Annotated in this window: 17 protein-coding genes; 13 read left to right on the top strand and 4 right to left on the bottom strand. The window is 36.9% G+C overall.

The features are described 5' to 3' along the window. Positions 1–257: 257 nt before the first annotated feature. Positions 258–863 carry a DNA-3-methyladenine glycosylase I gene (locus ACXAC4_RS04340; protein WP_475159289.1) on the top strand — a complete coding sequence of 202 codons (606 nt, stop codon included), beginning with the start codon at positions 258–260 and terminating at the stop codon, positions 861–863. A gap of 95 nt (positions 864–958) precedes the next feature. On the opposite strand, the gene ACXAC4_RS04335 is transcribed toward ACXAC4_RS04340, so the two are convergent. Continuing rightward, positions 959–2,401 (bottom strand): sigma-54 dependent transcriptional regulator, encoded by a 1,443-nt coding sequence (locus tag ACXAC4_RS04335; RefSeq protein WP_349287155.1) that lies wholly within the window; start codon positions 2,399–2,401, stop codon positions 959–961. Between the two features lie 163 nt (positions 2,402–2,564). Further along, positions 2,565–3,350 carry a flagellin N-terminal helical domain-containing protein gene (locus ACXAC4_RS04330; RefSeq protein WP_475159287.1) on the bottom strand — a complete coding sequence of 262 codons (786 nt, stop codon included), beginning with the start codon at positions 3,348–3,350 and terminating at the stop codon, positions 2,565–2,567. 230 nt (positions 3,351–3,580) lie between these two features. On the opposite strand from ACXAC4_RS04330, the gene pseB reads away from it, so the two are divergent. From pseB to ACXAC4_RS04300, 6 genes are read left to right on the top strand one after another with little or no spacing between them, the layout of a single operon-like run. Continuing rightward, entirely contained in the window at positions 3,581–4,582 is a 1,002-nt protein-coding gene (pseB, locus tag ACXAC4_RS04325; protein WP_475159285.1) for a UDP-N-acetylglucosamine 4,6-dehydratase (inverting), read from the top strand. After that, the gene (gene pseC / locus ACXAC4_RS04320) at positions 4,579–5,748 is read left to right on the top strand and encodes a UDP-4-amino-4,6-dideoxy-N-acetyl-beta-L-altrosamine transaminase (protein WP_475159284.1); all 1,170 of its coding nucleotides are present in this window, start codon (positions 4,579–4,581) and stop codon (positions 5,746–5,748) included. Before pseB ends, pseC begins: the two co-directional genes overlap by 4 nt. Before the next feature lie 40 nt (positions 5,749–5,788). Then, positions 5,789–6,553 carry a cytidylyltransferase domain-containing protein gene (locus ACXAC4_RS04315; RefSeq protein ID WP_475159282.1) on the top strand — a complete coding sequence of 255 codons (765 nt, stop codon included), beginning with the start codon at positions 5,789–5,791 and terminating at the stop codon, positions 6,551–6,553. Between the two features lie 18 nt (positions 6,554–6,571). After that, positions 6,572–8,086, top strand: coding sequence for a UDP-2,4-diacetamido-2,4,6-trideoxy-beta-L-altropyranose hydrolase (gene pseG, locus ACXAC4_RS04310; RefSeq protein WP_475159280.1), 1,515 nt, complete (start codon positions 6,572–6,574; stop codon positions 8,084–8,086). Continuing rightward, entirely contained in the window at positions 8,076–9,146 is a 1,071-nt protein-coding gene (pseI, locus tag ACXAC4_RS04305; RefSeq protein WP_475159278.1) for a pseudaminic acid synthase, read from the top strand. Before pseG ends, pseI begins: the two co-directional genes overlap by 11 nt. 2 nt (positions 9,147–9,148) lie before the next feature. Further along, on the top strand, positions 9,149–10,441 hold the full coding sequence (locus ACXAC4_RS04300; RefSeq protein ID WP_475159275.1) for a DUF4910 domain-containing protein: 1,293 nt from the start codon (positions 9,149–9,151) through the stop codon (positions 10,439–10,441). A gap of 48 nt (positions 10,442–10,489) precedes the next feature. On the opposite strand, the gene ACXAC4_RS04295 is transcribed toward ACXAC4_RS04300, so the two are convergent. Beyond that, entirely contained in the window at positions 10,490–11,182 is a 693-nt protein-coding gene (locus ACXAC4_RS04295; protein WP_475159273.1) for a class I SAM-dependent methyltransferase, read from the bottom strand. Positions 11,183–11,372: 190 nt separating this feature from the next. On the opposite strand from ACXAC4_RS04295, the gene ACXAC4_RS04290 reads away from it, so the two are divergent. From ACXAC4_RS04290 to ACXAC4_RS04265, 6 genes are read left to right on the top strand one after another with little or no spacing between them, the layout of a single operon-like run. Next, on the top strand, positions 11,373–12,434 hold the full coding sequence (locus tag ACXAC4_RS04290; RefSeq protein WP_475159272.1) for a beta/alpha barrel domain-containing protein: 1,062 nt from the start codon (positions 11,373–11,375) through the stop codon (positions 12,432–12,434). Continuing rightward, on the top strand, positions 12,431–13,765 hold the full coding sequence (locus ACXAC4_RS04285; protein WP_475159270.1) for a class I adenylate-forming enzyme family protein: 1,335 nt from the start codon (positions 12,431–12,433) through the stop codon (positions 13,763–13,765). Before ACXAC4_RS04290 ends, ACXAC4_RS04285 begins: the two co-directional genes overlap by 4 nt. Continuing rightward, the gene (locus ACXAC4_RS04280) at positions 13,762–14,382 is read left to right on the top strand and encodes a hypothetical protein (protein WP_475159267.1); all 621 of its coding nucleotides are present in this window, start codon (positions 13,762–13,764) and stop codon (positions 14,380–14,382) included. Before ACXAC4_RS04285 ends, ACXAC4_RS04280 begins: the two co-directional genes overlap by 4 nt. After that, the gene (locus ACXAC4_RS04275; protein WP_475159264.1) at positions 14,379–15,041 is read left to right on the top strand and encodes a cyclase family protein; all 663 of its coding nucleotides are present in this window, start codon (positions 14,379–14,381) and stop codon (positions 15,039–15,041) included. Before ACXAC4_RS04280 ends, ACXAC4_RS04275 begins: the two co-directional genes overlap by 4 nt. A gap of 2 nt (positions 15,042–15,043) precedes the next feature. Beyond that, positions 15,044–15,286: an acyl carrier protein gene (locus tag ACXAC4_RS04270; protein ID WP_475159259.1), complete on the top strand. Its 243-nt coding sequence runs from the start codon at positions 15,044–15,046 to the stop codon at positions 15,284–15,286. Further along, positions 15,283–16,056, top strand: a complete 774-nt coding sequence (locus ACXAC4_RS04265; protein WP_475159257.1) for an AAC(3) family N-acetyltransferase — start codon at positions 15,283–15,285, stop codon at positions 16,054–16,056. Before ACXAC4_RS04270 ends, ACXAC4_RS04265 begins: the two co-directional genes overlap by 4 nt. A gap of 118 nt (positions 16,057–16,174) precedes the next feature. Here ACXAC4_RS04265 and ACXAC4_RS04260 read toward each other — a convergent pair whose 3' ends face one another. Beyond that, positions 16,175–18,247: a motility associated factor glycosyltransferase family protein gene (locus ACXAC4_RS04260; RefSeq protein ID WP_475159255.1), complete on the bottom strand. Its 2,073-nt coding sequence runs from the start codon at positions 18,245–18,247 to the stop codon at positions 16,175–16,177. Position 18,248 lies beyond the last annotated feature (1 nt).

The following is an 18,248-nucleotide window of genomic DNA, read 5'->3' as shown; positions in this document are numbered from 1 at the left end:
AAACTCAATTTATTAAGTGTTACATTTTTGACACTGTTTTTTTATACAGCCTTATATATACTCTTTTTATACTCATACCAATCCTCTTAATTAAGTTATCTATTTTGAGGTAAGTAAAATTTGTCGATAGCAAGGCGAAAATTTTGCTATTTAGTTGTTCTAAATGAGAAATTTTCAACAAAGCTAGCGTCAGTTTTAGCCCCTCAAAATGATTAAGTATTATTGAGGATTGATATCAACCAACAGAGATACAAAAAATGTGCACACGCTGCCTTTGGCTAGACGAAACAAAACCAGATTACGTTGCTTATCACGATGAAGAATGGGGTATCCCAGTATTTGACGACCAAAAACTTTTCGAGTTTATCACCCTTGAATCAGCGCAAGCAGGACTGAGTTGGTACACTATTTTAAAAAAGCGCGATGGCTACAGAGCTGCTTTTAAGAATTTTGACGTCAATAAAGTTGCAGCTATGACAGGTGAAGATATAGAAAGTTTAATGGCTGATCCAAGCATAGTTCGCAATAAATTAAAAATTGCCGCGACTATCAACAATGCCAAGGCATTTATAAAGATACAGCAAGAGTTTGGTAGCTTCGCGAAATACCAATGGCAGTTTGTTAACAATAAGCCGATCGTGAATCAAATACATAGCCGAGAAGATTACCCAGCCACCAGCGAGATCAGTGAAAAATTTGCAAAAGATTTAAAGAAACGTGGATTTAAGTTTTTAGGCCCAACCACCGTTTATGCCCATATGCAGGCTTGTGGTATGGTCAACGATCACGATAATGCCTGCTTTCGAAAGCAAGAAATCATTGATCTATGCTGCGATAAAGACTTTGCAAAAGAACTTAGGTAAAAGACAGAAGATTTAAGAAAATAAGAAAGCGCGTATTGAACGCGCTTTTTACTATAATTCACTGGCTCAGTTACCAATATCTATGGGTAGTTGGTTTAGTCTTTATTTAAATTATATTTTTTCATTTTTTCTACGAGCGTTGTACGACGTACACCTAGTATTTCCGCTGCACGGGCCACCACGTAGTCGTTTCGCTCTAAAGCTTGCGTAATTAAACTCACTTCTAATTCAGCCAAGTACTCTTTTAATTCAATACCTTCATCTGGCAACAGGCCAAACTGATTTGCAGAGTCATCGAACCCAGAGTCAAACTCAACCGACTCTTCATCATAGTCGCTAAAGCCACTACTAAATAATTCGTTAAATGCATCCTTCTCAAGCAATTCTTCAGGGTACTCTGGTTCAAACGCCTCAACTTCAATATGACGATACTTAGTCGGCAAGTCAGTGACATCGACCACCTTTTCAGGAAACATAATCACCATACGCTCAACAAGGTTAGCCAACTCTCGAATATTACCAGGCCAAGGGTGGGCTTTAAGACTCTCAATTGCACGCTCTGTAAACTTAGCTGTGCTACCACTTTGCTCATGCACGCGGCGCATAAGCTCATTTAATAGCAGTGGAATATCATCTGCGCGCTCATGCAAAGAAGGATTTTCGATTGGGAAAACATTTAAACGGTAAAATAAGTCTTCACGAAACTTGCCACCTTCTATCATGGTTTCTAAATTTCTGTGAGTCGCTGCGATGATTCGAACATCAGCCTGAATTGCTTTTGTACCGCCCACTCGCTCATAACTACGCTCTTGCAACACTCGAAGCAATTTTACCTGCATTTGCAATGGCATATCACCAATTTCGTCTAGAAATAAGGTACCACCTTGAGCGAGTTCAAAGCGGCCTTTTCGTGCTGAAATCGCCCCTGTAAAAGCGCCTTTCTCATGACCAAATAATTCACTCTCTAATAAGTCACCAGGAATGGCTCCACAGTTCACCGGCACAAATGGCCCTGAGTTTCTTTTGGATAAAAGATGAACATTTCGTGCAACGACTTCTTTACCTGTGCCTGATTCACCTAAAATCAATACATTGGCATCAGTTTTCGCAACTTGTGAAATTAAAAAGCGAACTTGCTTAACCGCCTCAGTTTCACCCACTAAACCATCGAAACTCTTGCCCGCTGTCGCATCAGCTTTGTTAGGTAGCATTCGAAGGTATTGCTGAGCATCATGCAACAATTGCATGGTTACATCATGAATAAATGGCTCTGAGATTAAACCAATGACGTTAGCGAGATCTAAAAGTGGTTTGAGCGTTTCGCCTATTAACAAAAATGGAGTCGCAGGAGAGGCTTTAATGACTTGTTCGTGATCAAGCTCTGCAAGGGCACCGAGGACGACTATGGCATCTTTAGTCTTAGACATCTCTTTCTGAAAATCACTTTCAGAAACCATTTGCGCAGGTTGCCCTACAAAGTTAAGAGCAGCTGATAAACCATTCGCGCGATTATTATTGTTATCTAAGATTAAAACCATTTAAGGAGTCCAATGCTTCTATCAATGTGACTTAATAAAAGATTGTAAGGGAGTATGTCAGGGATGCAATACCTAAGTGGCAAGTTTTTGACTCTATCGCCAAAAAAATGCCACTAAGTATGAGGTATATCAATACTTTTGTATTGATATGTACATCAATGAGTTAAAGAAGGCCTAAAACAGAAGAGGCAGATTGATTCGCCTGGCCTCGTAAAGCAATCGATGCTTGAGATAAAATATCATTGGCAATTTGTTGCGATGCTGCCTGCGCAAAATCCGTATCTTGAATACGGCTTTGGCTTTGCGCTATATTTGATTGCTGTGTACCTAGGCTACGAATCGTACTACTTAAGGTATTCTCAAATGCACCAAATTCAGCTCGCTGACTATTAAGACTTTCTGATACATCATCCGCAGCAGTAATAGCAGCTTGAGCCCCAGCTTGAGTAGAGATATCTACACTTAGAATAGCACTAGCAAAACTGCCATCCGACGCATTAACACTTTGCGTAGTATTTGCATCTGGCCCCACTTGAAAACTCGTGTCTTCACCATTGAAAATGGCTTTACCACCAAATGTCGTATTTTCAAAGGTTTCTGTTATTTGAGTCTGAAGTTGACTCACTTCATCTTGAAGCGCTTGTCTATCTGAATCAGTGAGTGCTCCACTACCCGCTTGAATAGATAACTCTCTAATACGCGAGACAGCATCACCTACCCCAGATAGTGCTGAATCAGCAGTTTGAGAAAGGGAAATACCATCGTAAGCATTTCTTACTGATTGGCTATAACCTTCTTGCTGTGAGGTAAGCCGATTAATGATTTGTAATGCAGCGGCATCGTCAGCAGCTGAATTGACTTTTTTGCCTGTTGCCAACTGTTGATTAAGCTTATTGGCTGTTTGCTCGGTTTTGTTAAAAAAACCTGCACTCGGTGAATTGATTTGCATAACTCCTCCCCATCTTAGGTGTTATCGCGCAATAAATATTATGCAGAATCGGTTGAAAAGTCACCTTTCTATACTAAATTAGCCAATTGCTATTGCGCAAAAGCTGCAATTTGATGAAAGGTAATATAAAGTATTGAGTAATAGCTTTTTTTAGGCGAACTTTTTAAGTTTTCACCTAATACCTTATTCTATAGGTGTAAAGTAAAATTTGCACCTTTCGGTGGATAGATATGTTCGATAACAAAACCATTTTAATTACGGGCGGAACAGGCTCATTTGGCAAAAAGTACGTTAAAACTCTGCTTGAGCGCTATAACCCTAAGAAAATTATTATTTTCTCTAGAGATGAGCTAAAACAGTTTGAAATGCAACAAGAGTACAATTCGCCTTGTATGCGCTATTTTATTGGTGACGTTAGAGACAAAGACCGCCTAAAAAGGGCTATGCGTGGTGTTGATTATGTCATTCATGCAGCGGCTTTAAAACAAGTCCCTGCAGCAGAGTACAATCCGATGGAATGTATTAAAACCAATATCAATGGTGCTGAAAATGTCATTGAAGCAGCACTAGATGCCAACGTACATAAAGTTATTGCGCTTTCTACTGACAAAGCCGCAAACCCAATCAATTTATATGGCGCAACTAAACTCGCCTCAGATAAGCTTTTTGTCGCAGCCAACAATATAGCTGGTGGGCATAAAACTACTTTTTCTGTTGTTAGATACGGGAATGTCGTTTGCTCTAGAGGTTCTGTTGTTCCTGTGTTTCAAAAATTTATTGACGAGGGAAAAGATCATATTCCAATCACACATGATGAGATGACGCGTTTTTGGATTAGCCTTCAGCAGGGCGTTGACTTTGTCCTTAAAAACTTTGAACGTATGCTAGGTGGAGAAATATTCGTTCCAAAGATCCCATCTATCAAAATTGCCGATTTAGCGACTGCGATGGCACCAAATATACCACAAAAAATCATAGGTATTCGTCCAGGAGAAAAACTACATGAAGTAATGTGCCCATCGGATCTTAGTTTTGATACCTTTGAATTTGACGACCACTTTGTCATTGCACCAGGGATTAAATTCAGTAGCCGAACAAATGCCTTCGATACAAATGCTCTAGATGAAAAAGGAACAAAAGTTGCGCCAGGCTATGAATATAACTCTTTAGACAACCCTGAGTATTTAACACTTGAAGAAATAAAAGAGTTTAATCGTAAGGCGATTCAATGATCCCCTATGGCAAACAACATATAGATCAAGATGATATTAACGCTGTAGTTGAAGTACTAAATTCAGATTACTTAACACAAGGTCCTAGAGTGCCGCAGTTTGAAGGAAAAGTAGCTGAATATTGTAACGCCAAATATGCTGTAGCAGTAAATAGTGCTACTTCGGCATTACACATAGCCTGTTTAGCTCTTGGAGTAGGTGAAGGTGATATTGTGTGGACTTCGCCCAATTCATTTGTTGCTTCATCAAACTGCGCTCTTTATTGTGGTGCACAAATTGATTTCGTCGATATTAATCCAAGAAATGGAAATTTATGTACTTCGGCTTTAGAGCAAAAACTAAAGATAGCTAATATTAATAATTGTCTACCTAAAGTTATTATTCCTGTTCACTTCTCGGGCCAGCCCTGCGATATGGAAACCATCTCAAAACTCGCAAATAAATACGATATTAAAATTATTGAAGATGCTTCTCATGCTATTGGCGCTGAATATCAGAATAATAAGATAGGCAGTTGCCAATACTCTGATATTTGTATTTTTAGTTTTCATCCGGTCAAGATAATTACTTCTGCGGAAGGGGGCATAGCTTTAACTAATAACAATGCCCTTGCTAATGTAATGAAAAAACTTAGAAGTCATGGCGTCACCAGTGATGTTAAAGAGTTCACTGAATCGAGTCATGGACCTTGGTATTATCAACAGCAAATGCTAGGTTTTAATTACAGAATGAGTGATTTACATGCCGCCATCGGGATCACTCAACTCAGCAAACTTGATGATTTTGTCTTGAAGCGAAATCTTCAAGCTAAGAAATATATAGATAAGCTGATAGATCTACCCGTTACCCCTTTAGAAGTATCTGATGCCGTTTTATCTTCCTATCACTTGTTTATTATTCTTATAGATAAATCTTGTTGCGTGCCCAAGAAGCATATTGTAGAGCTATTGCGTAAAGAAGGTATTTTTGCGCATGTACACTATATACCTATTTATAAACAACCTTTTTATAAAAAATTAGGGTTTTCTGAAACGTATTGCGATTATGCTGAACAGTATTATGAACAAGCTATCACGCTGCCGCTTTACCCCCAGATGACCGAAGAGCAACAAAATAAGGTTATTAGCTCATTAAAGAAAGTGCTTAATACAACCGATAGTATTTAAAGAACTTATTAAAAGCCGCAGCTTTAAGGCACTTAATACAATGACAATAAATGCATTTGTCCAAGCAAGAATGAACTCCAGAAGATTACCTGGTAAGGTTTTAAAGCCTATTTTAAATCGACCTATGTTGAGCTTATTACTAGAAAGGCTTCGTAGATGTCAGCACATTGATAATATAGTCATTCTCACAAGCGAGGAGGAAACTGACAATGAAATAGCAGATTTCTGCCGCAAAGAAAATGTTGCGCTATTTCGTGGAAGTTTAAATAATGTGCTGAATAGATTTACTTCTGCCCTTAAAAAACACCCTTGTGAACATGTTGTGCGGATAACAGCAGACTGCCCATTAATCGATCACCGAATAATTGATCAAGTCATTCAACTTCACTTAAATAATAAGAACGATTATACAAATAATTGTGACACTCCTTCTTTCCCTCATGGCCTAGATACAGAAATAATTAAAGCTGATGTATTACAATCAATTGAGTTTCAACAGCTCAAGCCATCTGATAAAGAGCATGTAACTTTATTCGTCAGAACCCACAGTGAACAATTCAAGCTCGGCTTACTAGAAAATGAGATTGATTCCTCTGCTTATAGACTCACAGTTGATGAACAAGAAGATTTAAGTGTCATCACCGCCGTATTTGAAGCTCTTTATAACAAGGATGCTGACTTTGATTACCTGCAAGCAATTGAGTTTCTAGATGCAAACCCGAAGCTCAAACTTTTAAATGCTAAGTATGAAAGAAATGAAGGCCTCAAGTACTCGCTCGAGCTAGAACAAAGCGTTAATACTTAACTCAAAGTTCATGATGAAATGAAGATTTTATTTAGATTAGATGCCAATAAACAAATCGGTGCCGGACACTTTGAAAGGTGTTTTGCTATTGCCAAAGGCATGCAAGCAACTCATAAAACAAGTAACTTGTCTATCGTATTTGCGTGTTCTTTACTGCCAAAAAAGTATAAAGATAGGTTACAAGACTCGGGAATTAAATACATCCCTCTCCCTGTTTTACAAACTCAATCTGAAGACGCTATATACTTAAAAAGCCAGCTTGAGGCTAAAGTTGATTTATTATGTGTAGACCATTATTCACTTGCCGATGAGTGGGAGTCAAGCATTCGAGAGAAATGTAAAAAGTTGCTTGTAATTGATGACTTAGCAAACAGAAAACATGGCGACATAGACTTCTTATTAGATCAGACTTTTAATCGCACCGAAGCCGCTTACTATGATTTCGTATCCCAAAAAACAACTTTTTTACTCGGTTCACCCTATGCCCTTTTGCGGCAAGAATTTTACACGATACGAAATTCAAAACGACCTTCAAAGCGTTCTATAGAAAGCCCCCGCAAGATAGTGCTCGCGTTAGGTGCAATGAACCACGCTGGCAGCACAAATATACTTGTAGAATTTTTAGCCACACTGAGAGAGTCTTATAATTTATCTTTTTCAGTCACAATACTATTAAGCTCTCAAGCTAATGAGCTGAACAGCTTAAAAGAAAGCATAAAAAAGCTGCCTTACATAACTTTAAAAGAAGATTGTATGAATGTTGGAGTTGTATACTACGAGGCAGATCTTGCAATTGGTGCCTGCGGCACATCAAGTTGGGAAAGGTGCGCGCTAGGGTTACCCTCTTTGACAGTGACTTTAGCAGATAACCAAAATGAAATTGCTCGCCAACTCGATGAGTATGGTGCTCACTTATATCTTGGTCACGTTAAGGACATGACTTTTTCGGCTTTTGAAAGTGCGTTTATGATGCTTTCGCAAACCCCCTCTCTGCTAGAAGGAATGTCAAAAAAAGCCTTACAAATATGCGATGGTAAGGGCGTCGCTAATCTAATTAGAAAAGTTGGGGTTGCAAACATATTTTTAAAAAAAGCCACAACTCAGGATATTAAAACTGTCTTTAAATGGCAATCAAACCCCGTCATTAGGCAGTTTTCAAGAAACCCGAACCCTATCTCGTGGTCAGAACATCAAGAATGGATGAAAGCAGCCCTCAAATCGAATGCAAAGCACATATATATTATTCGCAGTTCAACACATTTAGACAAGCTCTCTGTCGGTATGTTAAGGCTTGATGAGTATTTAGATGGGTACGAGATCTCAATTTTAGTCGATGAGAAATTCCAGAATCAAAACATTGCATTAAACGCAATAAAGTCAATTCCGGAACAATTTTTGCTTAAAACAGTTTACGCGACAGTATCAACTGCAAATAAAGCCTCACAAAACCTCTTTACCAAGGCTGGATTTACAAAAGTTGAAGCTGATTTATTCGTATTGAAGAACAAAAAAGAGCTTATTAATGAAGAATGAAGTGATTATTGATAATAAAATTATTAGTGACTCAAGTGAGCCCTATATCATTGCTGAAGTTTCAGCTAATCATAACGGCTCTCTACAAACTGCTCTTGATACTATACTTGCTGCCAAACAAGCAGGTGCAAGTGCCGTCAAAATCCAGTCATATACACCTGACACAATGACTATTGATTGTGACAAAAACGATTTTTTAATTGAAGGCGGTTTATGGGATGGTGAAAATTTATATGGATTATACGAAAAGGCACATACTCCTTTTAATTGGCATAAAGCACTTTTTAATTATGCTAAAGAAATAGGGATTACCTTATTTAGTACCCCGTTTGATAATACTGCTGTCGATTTACTTGAATCTCTTGATTGTCCTGCATACAAAGTCGCTTCATTCGAGATTACTGATATTCCGCTCATTAAGCGAATTGCCCAAACCGGTAAACCAATTATTATTTCGACGGGTTTAGCAACTTTAGATGAAGTAGAAGAAGCTGTAGAAACAATCAAAAAGCAAGATAATCATAAGATAATAATACTTCATTGCATAAGCGCTTACCCCACCCCTATTGAAAAAATGAATTTAAAGTCTATCCTAACTTTGCAAAATCATTTCAATCTTCTGACTGGGTTATCTGATCATTCAATCGGCTCAGCTGCTGCAAATACAAGCATAGCATTAGGAGCAAGAGTTATTGAAAAGCACTTTATTTTAGATCGCAATCTAGGTGGGCCTGATAGCTCTTTTTCAATTGAACCTAGTGAGTTAAATGAGTTGATTAACTCCTGCAATCAAACCTGGGCATCACTAGGTTCTGGTGATGTCTCGACCACAAATGAAGAGTCACCTAATAAAAAGTTCAGACGCTCTATTTACGCAGTAAAAGATATTGCACCAGGACAAGTAATTTCTGAGGAAGACGTAAAAATCATTCGTCCTGGATTTGGACTTGCACCAAAATATATAAAGAATGTAATTGGTAGTTCAGCTTGCCAAGCAATTGAGCGTGGCACAGCGCTCTCGTTTAGTTTAATAGATGCAACTGACAAAAAAGGGAATTAAAAATGAATCTAGACGCCACAGGTCAATTAATGTATGCACGGGCTAAGGAGCTATTTCCCATAAATCGGAGCTTATCTGGTCCAGGTGTAAGACAAACATTATCGTATTTAAAAGATATTATCCCCGAACTAAATATTGGCAGTATTGCATCTGGCACTCGAGCATTTGATTGGACAGTTCCGAAAGAGTGGTTTATCGAAGACGCTTACATTATTACACCTAGCGGCGAAAAAATATGCCACTTCAAAGAGTGTAATTTACACTTAATGGGGTATTCAACCCCCCAAGAAAAGATACTGTCACTGGATGCACTTCAAAAGCATTTATTTAGTATCCCCTCAATGCCTGACGCAATACCTTATGTCACTTCTTATTATAAAGAAAATTGGGGTTTTTGCTTGACCCATAATCAAAGAACTAAGTTACGAGAAGGTAATTACAAGGTCGTCATCAAGTCTAAGTTGTTTGATGGGGAGTTAAATTATGGCGAAATTGTTTTTCCAGGTAAAAGTTCAAAAGAAGTTTTATTGTCAACTTATATATGCCACCCATCTATGGCTAACAACGAACTATCTGGCCCTGTTGTAACTATTGCATTAGCCGAAGCAATAAAAAAAATGAAAGAACGAGAATACACTTATCGAATTCTTTTCTTACCTGAGACAATTGGCTCTATAGCCTATATATCAAAGCATCTTGAGCATTTAAAACAAAATTTAAATGCTGGATTTATTGTCACCTGTGTTGGTGATGAGCGTGATTACTCATACCTAAATTCCAGACAAGAGAATAGCCTTGCAGACAAAGTTGCTATACATACTTTAAAACATCATACAGAAAAGTATACCCATTATAGCTTCTTAGAAAGAGGCAGTGATGAAAGGCAGTTTTGCTCACCAGGTGTAGACCTTCCTGTATGCTCTATTATGCGGTCAAAATATGGTACATTCCCAGAGTATCATACATCTTTAGACAACTTATCTCTCATCTCTCCAAATGGCTTGGCAGGCTCTTATCGTGCATTATTATCTGCAATCGAAATTCTCGAGTATAATTGGGTGTATAAAGTCACTACACAGTGTGAGCCACAGCTTGGTAAAAGAGGCCTATACCCAAACACAAGTGATATGCAGCAAGACTATTCAGATGTTAGAAGAATGACTAATCTTTTAGCTTATGCCGATGGCTCTAGGGACTTAATAGATATTGCAGATAAAATTAATGAAAATGCTTTAAAATTAATACCACTAATAAACTCCTTACAGCAATCTGGCTTATTAACTAAAAATAAATAGCTTTCAGCCTCAGAGCTCTAGCTTTCAATTAAACTAGAGCTCAAAAATTTAACGCTTCTTTCCTACAAATACATACCAGTCATAAGCAAGCCCAAACCAATCCATCTTTATTTCAGCACAAGAAACTTCAGAACAAAATTGCTCAAAATATCTAGTAAAGTCACTTTTATCTTCAAATTGTTTCATTACTTGGCCATTTCTCACATTAAAATAATCATTTTTAATTTCTACATAACCATCTTCGAGTGACTTACATGAGTCATATATGAAGGATGAAGGCGAAGGAACTGATGCGATAAAATAACCACCACTTTTAACTACCCTCATTAGCTCAGTAACATGTCGTAAATAGCTATAGTTCGCAGGCTTCATGTAATAGCTACTGTTCCAAGTTACAAGATAGTCGAACACTTCATTGTCGTACGGTAAATTTTCACACGTGCCGACAGCTAAATTTAAATTTAAGTTTTCCAAAGCTGGTTGATTAAGCGTATTACTAACAATCTCTTCTGTAATTTCGACACCGTGGCATATCAAGCCTAAACGATCAAATAATGGAAAATTTCGTCCATCTCCATAACCAACGTCTAATATTTTCTTATCTTTATAGTTTTTATCAAAAAAGCCTAATTCAGGAAAGGTACCTAGCATTATTCGAATTAATGCCTCTGGCGGGTAAGCTATTTTAGAATTTGAAGCGTAAATCTTGTTCCACGCGTTTTCTTTATTATATGACATCATCTCATCCCTATAAAAAAACAACTTTAAACTAGCACTATAATGCCTTATATTTCAACGCAAAATTGCCCCTTAACAATTACGCATACAATCTCATTTTAATTGATTGCTTAAAACTGTTTTAGTTTAGGCTTACAGTGGTACAAAGTATGCTAGGGTTACAATGTGACATTAAAATATTTAGGCACCCCAAATGCAAAAACCAACAATACTTGAGTGTACTTTAAGAGATGGAAGCTACGAAATTGACTTTCAATTCTCTAAGAAAAATACGCAAACAATTTGTAGTGCTTTGGATAGTTCAGGATTTGAACTCATAGAAGTTGGCCATGGTGTTGGCTTAGGCGCAACAGAGAAAAAAATAGGCATTGCTGCAGAAAGTGATGAGGTCTATATGCAAGCAGCGTCTGGAGCTATACAAGCAGGAAAATGGGGCATGTTCGCAATTCCTGGCATTGCAGAGCTTAATCATTTAAACCTCGCTAAAAATTACGATATGGACTTTGTAAGAATAGGTTGTACTATTGAAGGCCTTTCAAAATGTCAGCCTTTTTTAGATAAAGCTTTACAATATGGGATAACACCTTACATAAACTTCATGAAATCATACGCAGTACGACCAGAGTTATTATCCAAATCAGCTAAGGTGGCGTTTGATATGGGGGCTGAAGCTGTTTATGTTGTTGATTCTGCAGGGGGAATGCTACCAAAGGAGGTACAAGGGTACATTCAAGCTATTATTTCTGAGAATAGTCAGGCTAAGGTAGGTTTTCATGGTCATAACAACCTTGGATTAGGGGTTGGTAATGCTCTGGCTGCAATTGAAGCTGGAGCAACAATAATAGATACCTCATTGCAAGGCTTTGGTAGAAGTGCAGGTAATACTCCAACAGAGCAATTCCTTGGGTGCTTAGCACGAATGGGACTAGAAGGAAATATTGATCCACTTAAGGTAATGGACATTGGCGAAGACTTAATTAAGCCGCTCATCGAAAAACAAGGAATAACCTCAATTGACACAATATCTGGTATGTCGTTGTTTCACTCTAGTTACATGCCCCTAATTTATGAAGCTGCAAATGAATATAATGTCGACCCAAGATTACTCATAGTCTCTGTATGCTCAGAAGATCTTATAAATGCAAGCTCAGAAATGGTTGAAAAGCATGCAAAAAAATTAGCCAACAGCAAAACAGGAAAACCTTGGAAGCCTGTTTATAAGAACTACCATATCAATGAGCAAGCTGTATTATGATACTAAAGCACTTAAAACAGTCCGATAGAATTGCAGTATATAATAATGGGCGCTCCATTTCATATAATGCGCTCAATAATAAAGTCACTGAATATGCTAACAACCTAAAATCATACCATTTAAATAAAGGTAGCGTTGTAGCTATTCAACTTAGCTCTCCTTTAGATTTTTATTATAACCTGCTCGCTTGTTTTGAACTTGAAATAATTGCTTGCCCTATTCAAGCTGACTTAAATCACAATTATAATGAAAAACTGTTGAACATTATTCAGCCTACACTCGTTATTACTGACAAAAAGATTATCAAAACTAAGTACTCTGCGAAAAATAACAATTTTCTGACTTCAACAGCACTAATAACTTTTACTTCAGGTACGACTGGCCAACCAAAGGCTGTTTGTCACTCTCTAGACAACCTCATAAGCTGTAGCAAGGCATTTATTTCCCATCATAACCTAGATGGGAATATTAATATGCTAAGTGCAATGCCTCACCATTATATGGCTGGTATTTTAAATACTTTCTTATGCCCTTTAGTTGCTGGAGGGAGTGTTACTCTCACAGATGCATTTTCAGCAAAAAATGCAACTGACCTATTTAATGTCTTAATCAATACGAAAGCAAATTGTCTATGGTTAAGCCCATCTATGCTTATTCTTGCAACTAAACTTTTAAGAGAACAAAGTTCTCTAGATGCCTTAGAAAAGAAACAACCAACTATTTTTATTGGAACAGCACCACTTCCAGAAGCGGCAAAAAATGCTTTCCTCAAAAAATGCAAAACATATATTCTGGAAAGCTATGGGACAAGCGAGCAACTATTCATTAGTAGCCAAACCATTAATGAATGTCAGGGCCAAAATGTAGGTTCTTTACTACCAGGCGTTGCTGTTGAATTTTCCCATGACAAAGAGATACTCGCAAATGTTCCCTGGGAAGCTCTTGGATATTTAAATGCTCACTTTTCTAGCAAGACGACAGGTGATCTGGGTTCTTCTAATTTAGGTAAACTCAATATTACGGGAAGACGGAAAGATATTATTATCAAAGGTGGGGTTAATATAAGTCCAAGACTTATTGAAGAAGCCGTTATGAGACAAGATAAGGTAATCGAATGTGCCGTAATTAAGTCTAAGCATGAATTTTGGGGGGAAGTGCCGATTATATTTGTTATTGCTGAGAAAGGTTTTTGTCTAGATAACTTGAAAAATATTCTTGAGAAGGAAATTCCAAAAGAAATGGTGCCAGAAAAGTTTATATTAACGAATAGCTTTCCCCGAACTATCACTGGCAAAGTAATTAAAAGTGAGCTGGAGAAGTTATTGGTATGATAATTGGCTTTTCACATTTAACTATAAACTCTAATAACCCTCGTTATAATTTAATGGAATACTTACAACTAGGTTATGAATTAGATTTTTCAGCCTTAAATATAAGTAACTCTGCGCACAAAAAAACCTTACTTAAAACTCACAGTCCTACTCATGATATATACTATCTTAAACACGCGCAGTTAAACTCTATTGAGCTGATAAATCACTTTAGTGATAACAAAGATCTAGCCGAAAGACTAAGCTTGGAAGACAAACACATAAATATCAGCCTACCCAGTAGTTTACTTTTTGATGAGATAAATTTTTGGAAAGAACTTGGGTTTAAACAAAACAATAATGAATTAACCTTAACAAGGTTGAGCAAAGCTTGGTCTGTAACTTTAAAAATTCGAGAGTCTGAGTTGAATGATTCAGAACTACAGCTAGATTCTTTAGGTGCAACGTCCCTAGCTTTCCTAGTCAAAAAGTTGAACTACTATACAGATAGCCCTTTATTTATTGATAAAATTATGACTAAAGCTTTTGAGTTATCTGTAAACAACAAATTATTGAACATTATTTTTTTAAAGAGCCCATCAGGTATACCTGTAGAATTAATAGAGATAAAAAGATGAAAATTATAGATTTATCGATGCTTTTAGAAGAAGGAATGCAGACTTTTGCAGCCCATTGGCACCCTTTTTATGAATCAACTCAACTAGGTCGACATGGTATTGAAAATAGAGAGACAAGAAAAATAGTACTAGGTACTCATACTGGTACTCATATCGATGCACCAAGACATTTTATCAAGGGGGGTTCTACAGTTGAACAAATCTCTCTCGAGCAATTAAATGGTAAAGCGACCCTTTTAAATTTTACTCACCTACCTAATAAACATGAGATTACTGAGAGCGAATTAACACAAGCGTTAGATAATCAATGCCCAGAAAGACTTGTTTGCAGGTTTGACTGGGATTTGCAGTTAAATACAAATGAATATTATACAGATCATGCTTTTTTCTCTGAGTCAGCTTGCCAGTGGCTAGTCGATAATGGTTGCAAACTAATCGCCCTTGATACACCTCAACCTGACAACCCTTTAAATGGCCGAGGGGCTGAGAAAGATGCTCCAAATCACAAGATTTTACTAGGCGCAGGTGTAGTAATCGTAGAGTACCTTGTTAACCTCAGCTCAATTAATACTAATGAATTTACCCTTATCGTCGCGCCTTTAAAGCTTAAAGATGGTGATGGTGCTCCTGCTCGCTGCTTTGCTATCGAGGAGTGCTAACTTTGGAAGTACAACATCAAATAGCAAACTGGATCACCCAAAACAAGAATATAGACAGAGTTGAACATTATGTTAATTTTTTTGACAGCGGGTACCTCGACTCGTTTGACATGATTTTATTAATCGAGTTTTGTGAAGAAAAATTCTCTATCTCTTTCCAAGAAATTCATTTTGAAGATAGAAGGTTTTCTTCCATTAATGGTTTAGCTGAGATAATTCTAGAGATCAAAGCAGATAACTCATGAAGTATCACTACACAAAGCAAGAATTAAAAAGAGCTTTATTAGCTTTGGGTGTAAGTAATGGTGACATACTCTTTTGTCACAGTAATATAGGGTTTCTTGGTATCCCTAAAGAAGCTTCTACTAAAAATGAAATCATGAACTTAATAGTAGAAACTATCATGGAAGTTTTAGGCCCTGAGGGTACATTTGTGGTGCCGACTTTTACTTATTCGTTTGGCAATAACGAGGACTTTGACTTGCACTCTACCCGCTCTAACTGTGGAGCTCTGTCTGAATACGTTAGGGAACTGGCTCAATCACGAAGAAGCAACGACCCCTCAGTGTCGATTGCAGCTATAGGCAAACAAAAAGATACATTAACAAAAGACTTACCAGAAAATGCCTACTCAGAAGATAGTGCTTTCGCAAGACTAATAAAACTGGAAAGTAAGGTTTTAAATATAAACTTCGATGCAGGTAGCACGTTACTTCATTATATTGAGAAACTATTTAATGTTCCTTATCGCTATGAAAAAACTTTCCATGGTAAAAAGCGAGTAAATTCTGACTATATAAAGTCCGAGTCAACTTTATATGTTCGAGACCTTGATATTAAGGGGAGTGAAGCCAGTTTCGAAATATTTAATAACTATACTACACAACATAATCTGTACAAAAGAGCTTCTGTTGGAAGAGGTTCAATTGGGCTTATAACAACAAGTGACATGTATACAGCATTTGCTTCTCTGTACAAAGAAAATACGTTTTTCCTTACTAAAAAAGGGAAATAAAGATATAGTAAAATTGAAGAAACCCAAGTCCGCACTAGTTGCCTACTTGGGTTTTTGTAATGCTTAGCTAAATAATATTACCAAGTGGTTCTTTTCACCTTTAATAATAGTGATACGCTCAAACAAACTCCCAATCACAATTTCTATTGTAGTTTTTCTTAAAGTCCTCGATTATTTCTTTTAGATAATCGTTCCATAAAGACATAAGCTCAATCATTAACTCTAAACTCTTTGATGGATCTTGGTAATAATATAGGCTTGTTATAAGAGGGCAATGGAAATATAACAATGAGCCTTTAAAGATAAAATAGAAATGACTAAATCGAGTTTTTTTCAATGAATAAAGATACCTAGCTTGCCTGTTCAGCAATTCCAAACACTCCTCTCGTGTATTGAAATGCTCTTTAGTAATTGAAAGTATATGCTCAGAAATCGTATCAAATTGAGGCATATCTAAAACTACTTCTCCTTTATCATCAGGGATAACATCAGAGAAGCATTGTTTGACTTTATCTATTATGTGCTTTTTATTTACTGGGTCTTTATTGAGTAATACTTTATCTTCCTCTAAAGCATAATAACCATTTAATTCAGCTCCGTCTCCTACATTATAGAAGCTGACATTAGGTGATACTTGAGCTAGAGACTCTAACTGGTACTTTGAAACCAAATACAAATCATTTGAGTTTAATTCACCACCTAAATTCCCTTTTATACGATGCCTATAACCTTCTATGACTTTATACTTTCCGGACTCATAAATGCTGTGTTTGGAATGATGTTTACCACTATCAGGCACACCATTATCTACTCCAAACAAATAAACTTCATCAAAGCCTAATGATGCCGCGAACGAGGTTGCAGTATTAGCAACAAGTGGATTAGAAAACGGAATTATATTTTGAAATTTCATTCCATATAATAACCTTGAGAGGACATAGTAATCAGTACCAGCCTCATTTCCTTTCAGTGCTAAACCAGCCCACTCATATAAAGAAGTCGTCTCAGGGTATAGTACATTTGTTGTCAACAAGTTAATTTTTTTCAAAGTGCTCTTATCGGTGGAGTCCAATAAAATATCATGAGTTCTTCTGGGCCTTTCAATTAACACATGAAAATCTGGTTTAATCCCAACCTTTAGAAGCGAATTTAACGCTGTGCCTGCAGCTATTATTATTGCCTTATCTTGATTGTTTTTCAAAAACTCGATACTGTCATCTAATGATGGACCATTACCTACAATAAATGCAGGACAACCCGCTTTACTTTTATCCTGTAAAACTCCACCTGTCCAAAACGGGGATTTTTTAGCCATATGGGACAAAGTATGGCTCAGGCTTACCACGGCATCATCATAAAAACCAAAACCATTTAAAAGCCTAAAATAGTTTTTAAAAAAGTCATCAATCATTTTATTGATATTGATGTTTGGATAGTGTTGGTAACAAAATGTTTTCGCAACCGAAAATGCACCAATATCTTCAACGGTTCTATTAAGGTCGTCGAAAAATTCACTATAACTAGTCCCTAGGTAGAGAAATAAACAGCCATTAGACTCATCTATTTTCGCTATAATCTTATTCCACTCAATACAAAATAAGCTTGCAAAAAAGAGTTCAAAGTTTGGCTCTACAATAAAAGAATAGTTAAATGTCACTTCATCAAATAGCTTTTCTAAATGATATCCCAAACCAATTCCAAAAATCATAGACGTTGGAAAAGTACTTGGCAGTGAGCTTAATTCAAGAGTATTTCCCGGGTTTAACTCTTTCACATCATTAATTTGCTTATTAAGAAGAGACATATACCTTGAGTGAATACGTTTATCGCCGTCTTCAGGAGAAAACAACTGCCCATACTTAACAGTACAAAATGTTGGAGTTCTTAAGTTATTATCAACCTGCTCATGGGACTGTTTCCTTGGGTGATCACTATATAAAGCAACACCTGAACCTTGCTCTATAATATTTGCATCACCATCTTCACAAACATGTAAAGCTAAACTATCTGTTTTAAAGTTTTTTATCGCTTCAGCAATATCAGGGTAATATTTTTCGAAAGACTGAAGGTTTTTCTCAAACCTAATATTTGCACCTTGTGCAAACAAATTTTCTAATTCTTTAAGTTTAACTGTCTCTGACAGCTTTTTGTCTAAACCGTCTAATTGCTCTTTGAATAAGCCATCAGCCATG

It is taken from the genome of Pseudoalteromonas sp. AWM4_233 (assembly GCF_056158285.1).
Note: the sequence above shows the minus strand (reverse complement) of the source record. Positions and strands in the feature narration are given on the sequence as shown.

Coding starts and splice junctions, on each gene's coding strand:
- pseG (WP_475159280.1), top strand. CDS start 6,572: ATGAAGATTTTATTTAGATTAGATGCCAATAAACAAATCGGTGCCGGA.
- ACXAC4_RS04335 (WP_349287155.1), bottom strand. CDS start 2,401: ATGGTTTTAATCTTAGATAACAATAATAATCGCGCGAATGGTTTATCA.
- ACXAC4_RS04300 (WP_475159275.1), top strand. CDS start 9,149: ATGAATCTAGACGCCACAGGTCAATTAATGTATGCACGGGCTAAGGAG.
- pseC (WP_475159284.1), top strand. CDS start 4,579: ATGATCCCCTATGGCAAACAACATATAGATCAAGATGATATTAACGCT.
- pseB (WP_475159285.1), top strand. CDS start 3,581: ATGTTCGATAACAAAACCATTTTAATTACGGGCGGAACAGGCTCATTT.
- ACXAC4_RS04280 (WP_475159267.1), top strand. CDS start 13,762: ATGATAATTGGCTTTTCACATTTAACTATAAACTCTAATAACCCTCGT.
- ACXAC4_RS04275 (WP_475159264.1), top strand. CDS start 14,379: ATGAAAATTATAGATTTATCGATGCTTTTAGAAGAAGGAATGCAGACT.
- ACXAC4_RS04290 (WP_475159272.1), top strand. CDS start 11,373: ATGCAAAAACCAACAATACTTGAGTGTACTTTAAGAGATGGAAGCTAC.
- ACXAC4_RS04315 (WP_475159282.1), top strand. CDS start 5,789: ATGACAATAAATGCATTTGTCCAAGCAAGAATGAACTCCAGAAGATTA.
- ACXAC4_RS04265 (WP_475159257.1), top strand. CDS start 15,283: ATGAAGTATCACTACACAAAGCAAGAATTAAAAAGAGCTTTATTAGCT.
- ACXAC4_RS04330 (WP_475159287.1), bottom strand. CDS start 3,350: ATGCAAATCAATTCACCGAGTGCAGGTTTTTTTAACAAAACCGAGCAA.
- ACXAC4_RS04285 (WP_475159270.1), top strand. CDS start 12,431: ATGATACTAAAGCACTTAAAACAGTCCGATAGAATTGCAGTATATAAT.
- ACXAC4_RS04260 (WP_475159255.1), bottom strand. CDS start 18,247: ATGGCTGATGGCTTATTCAAAGAGCAATTAGACGGTTTAGACAAAAAG.
- ACXAC4_RS04340 (WP_475159289.1), top strand. CDS start 258: ATGTGCACACGCTGCCTTTGGCTAGACGAAACAAAACCAGATTACGTT.
- pseI (WP_475159278.1), top strand. CDS start 8,076: ATGAAGAATGAAGTGATTATTGATAATAAAATTATTAGTGACTCAAGT.
- ACXAC4_RS04295 (WP_475159273.1), bottom strand. CDS start 11,182: ATGATGTCATATAATAAAGAAAACGCGTGGAACAAGATTTACGCTTCA.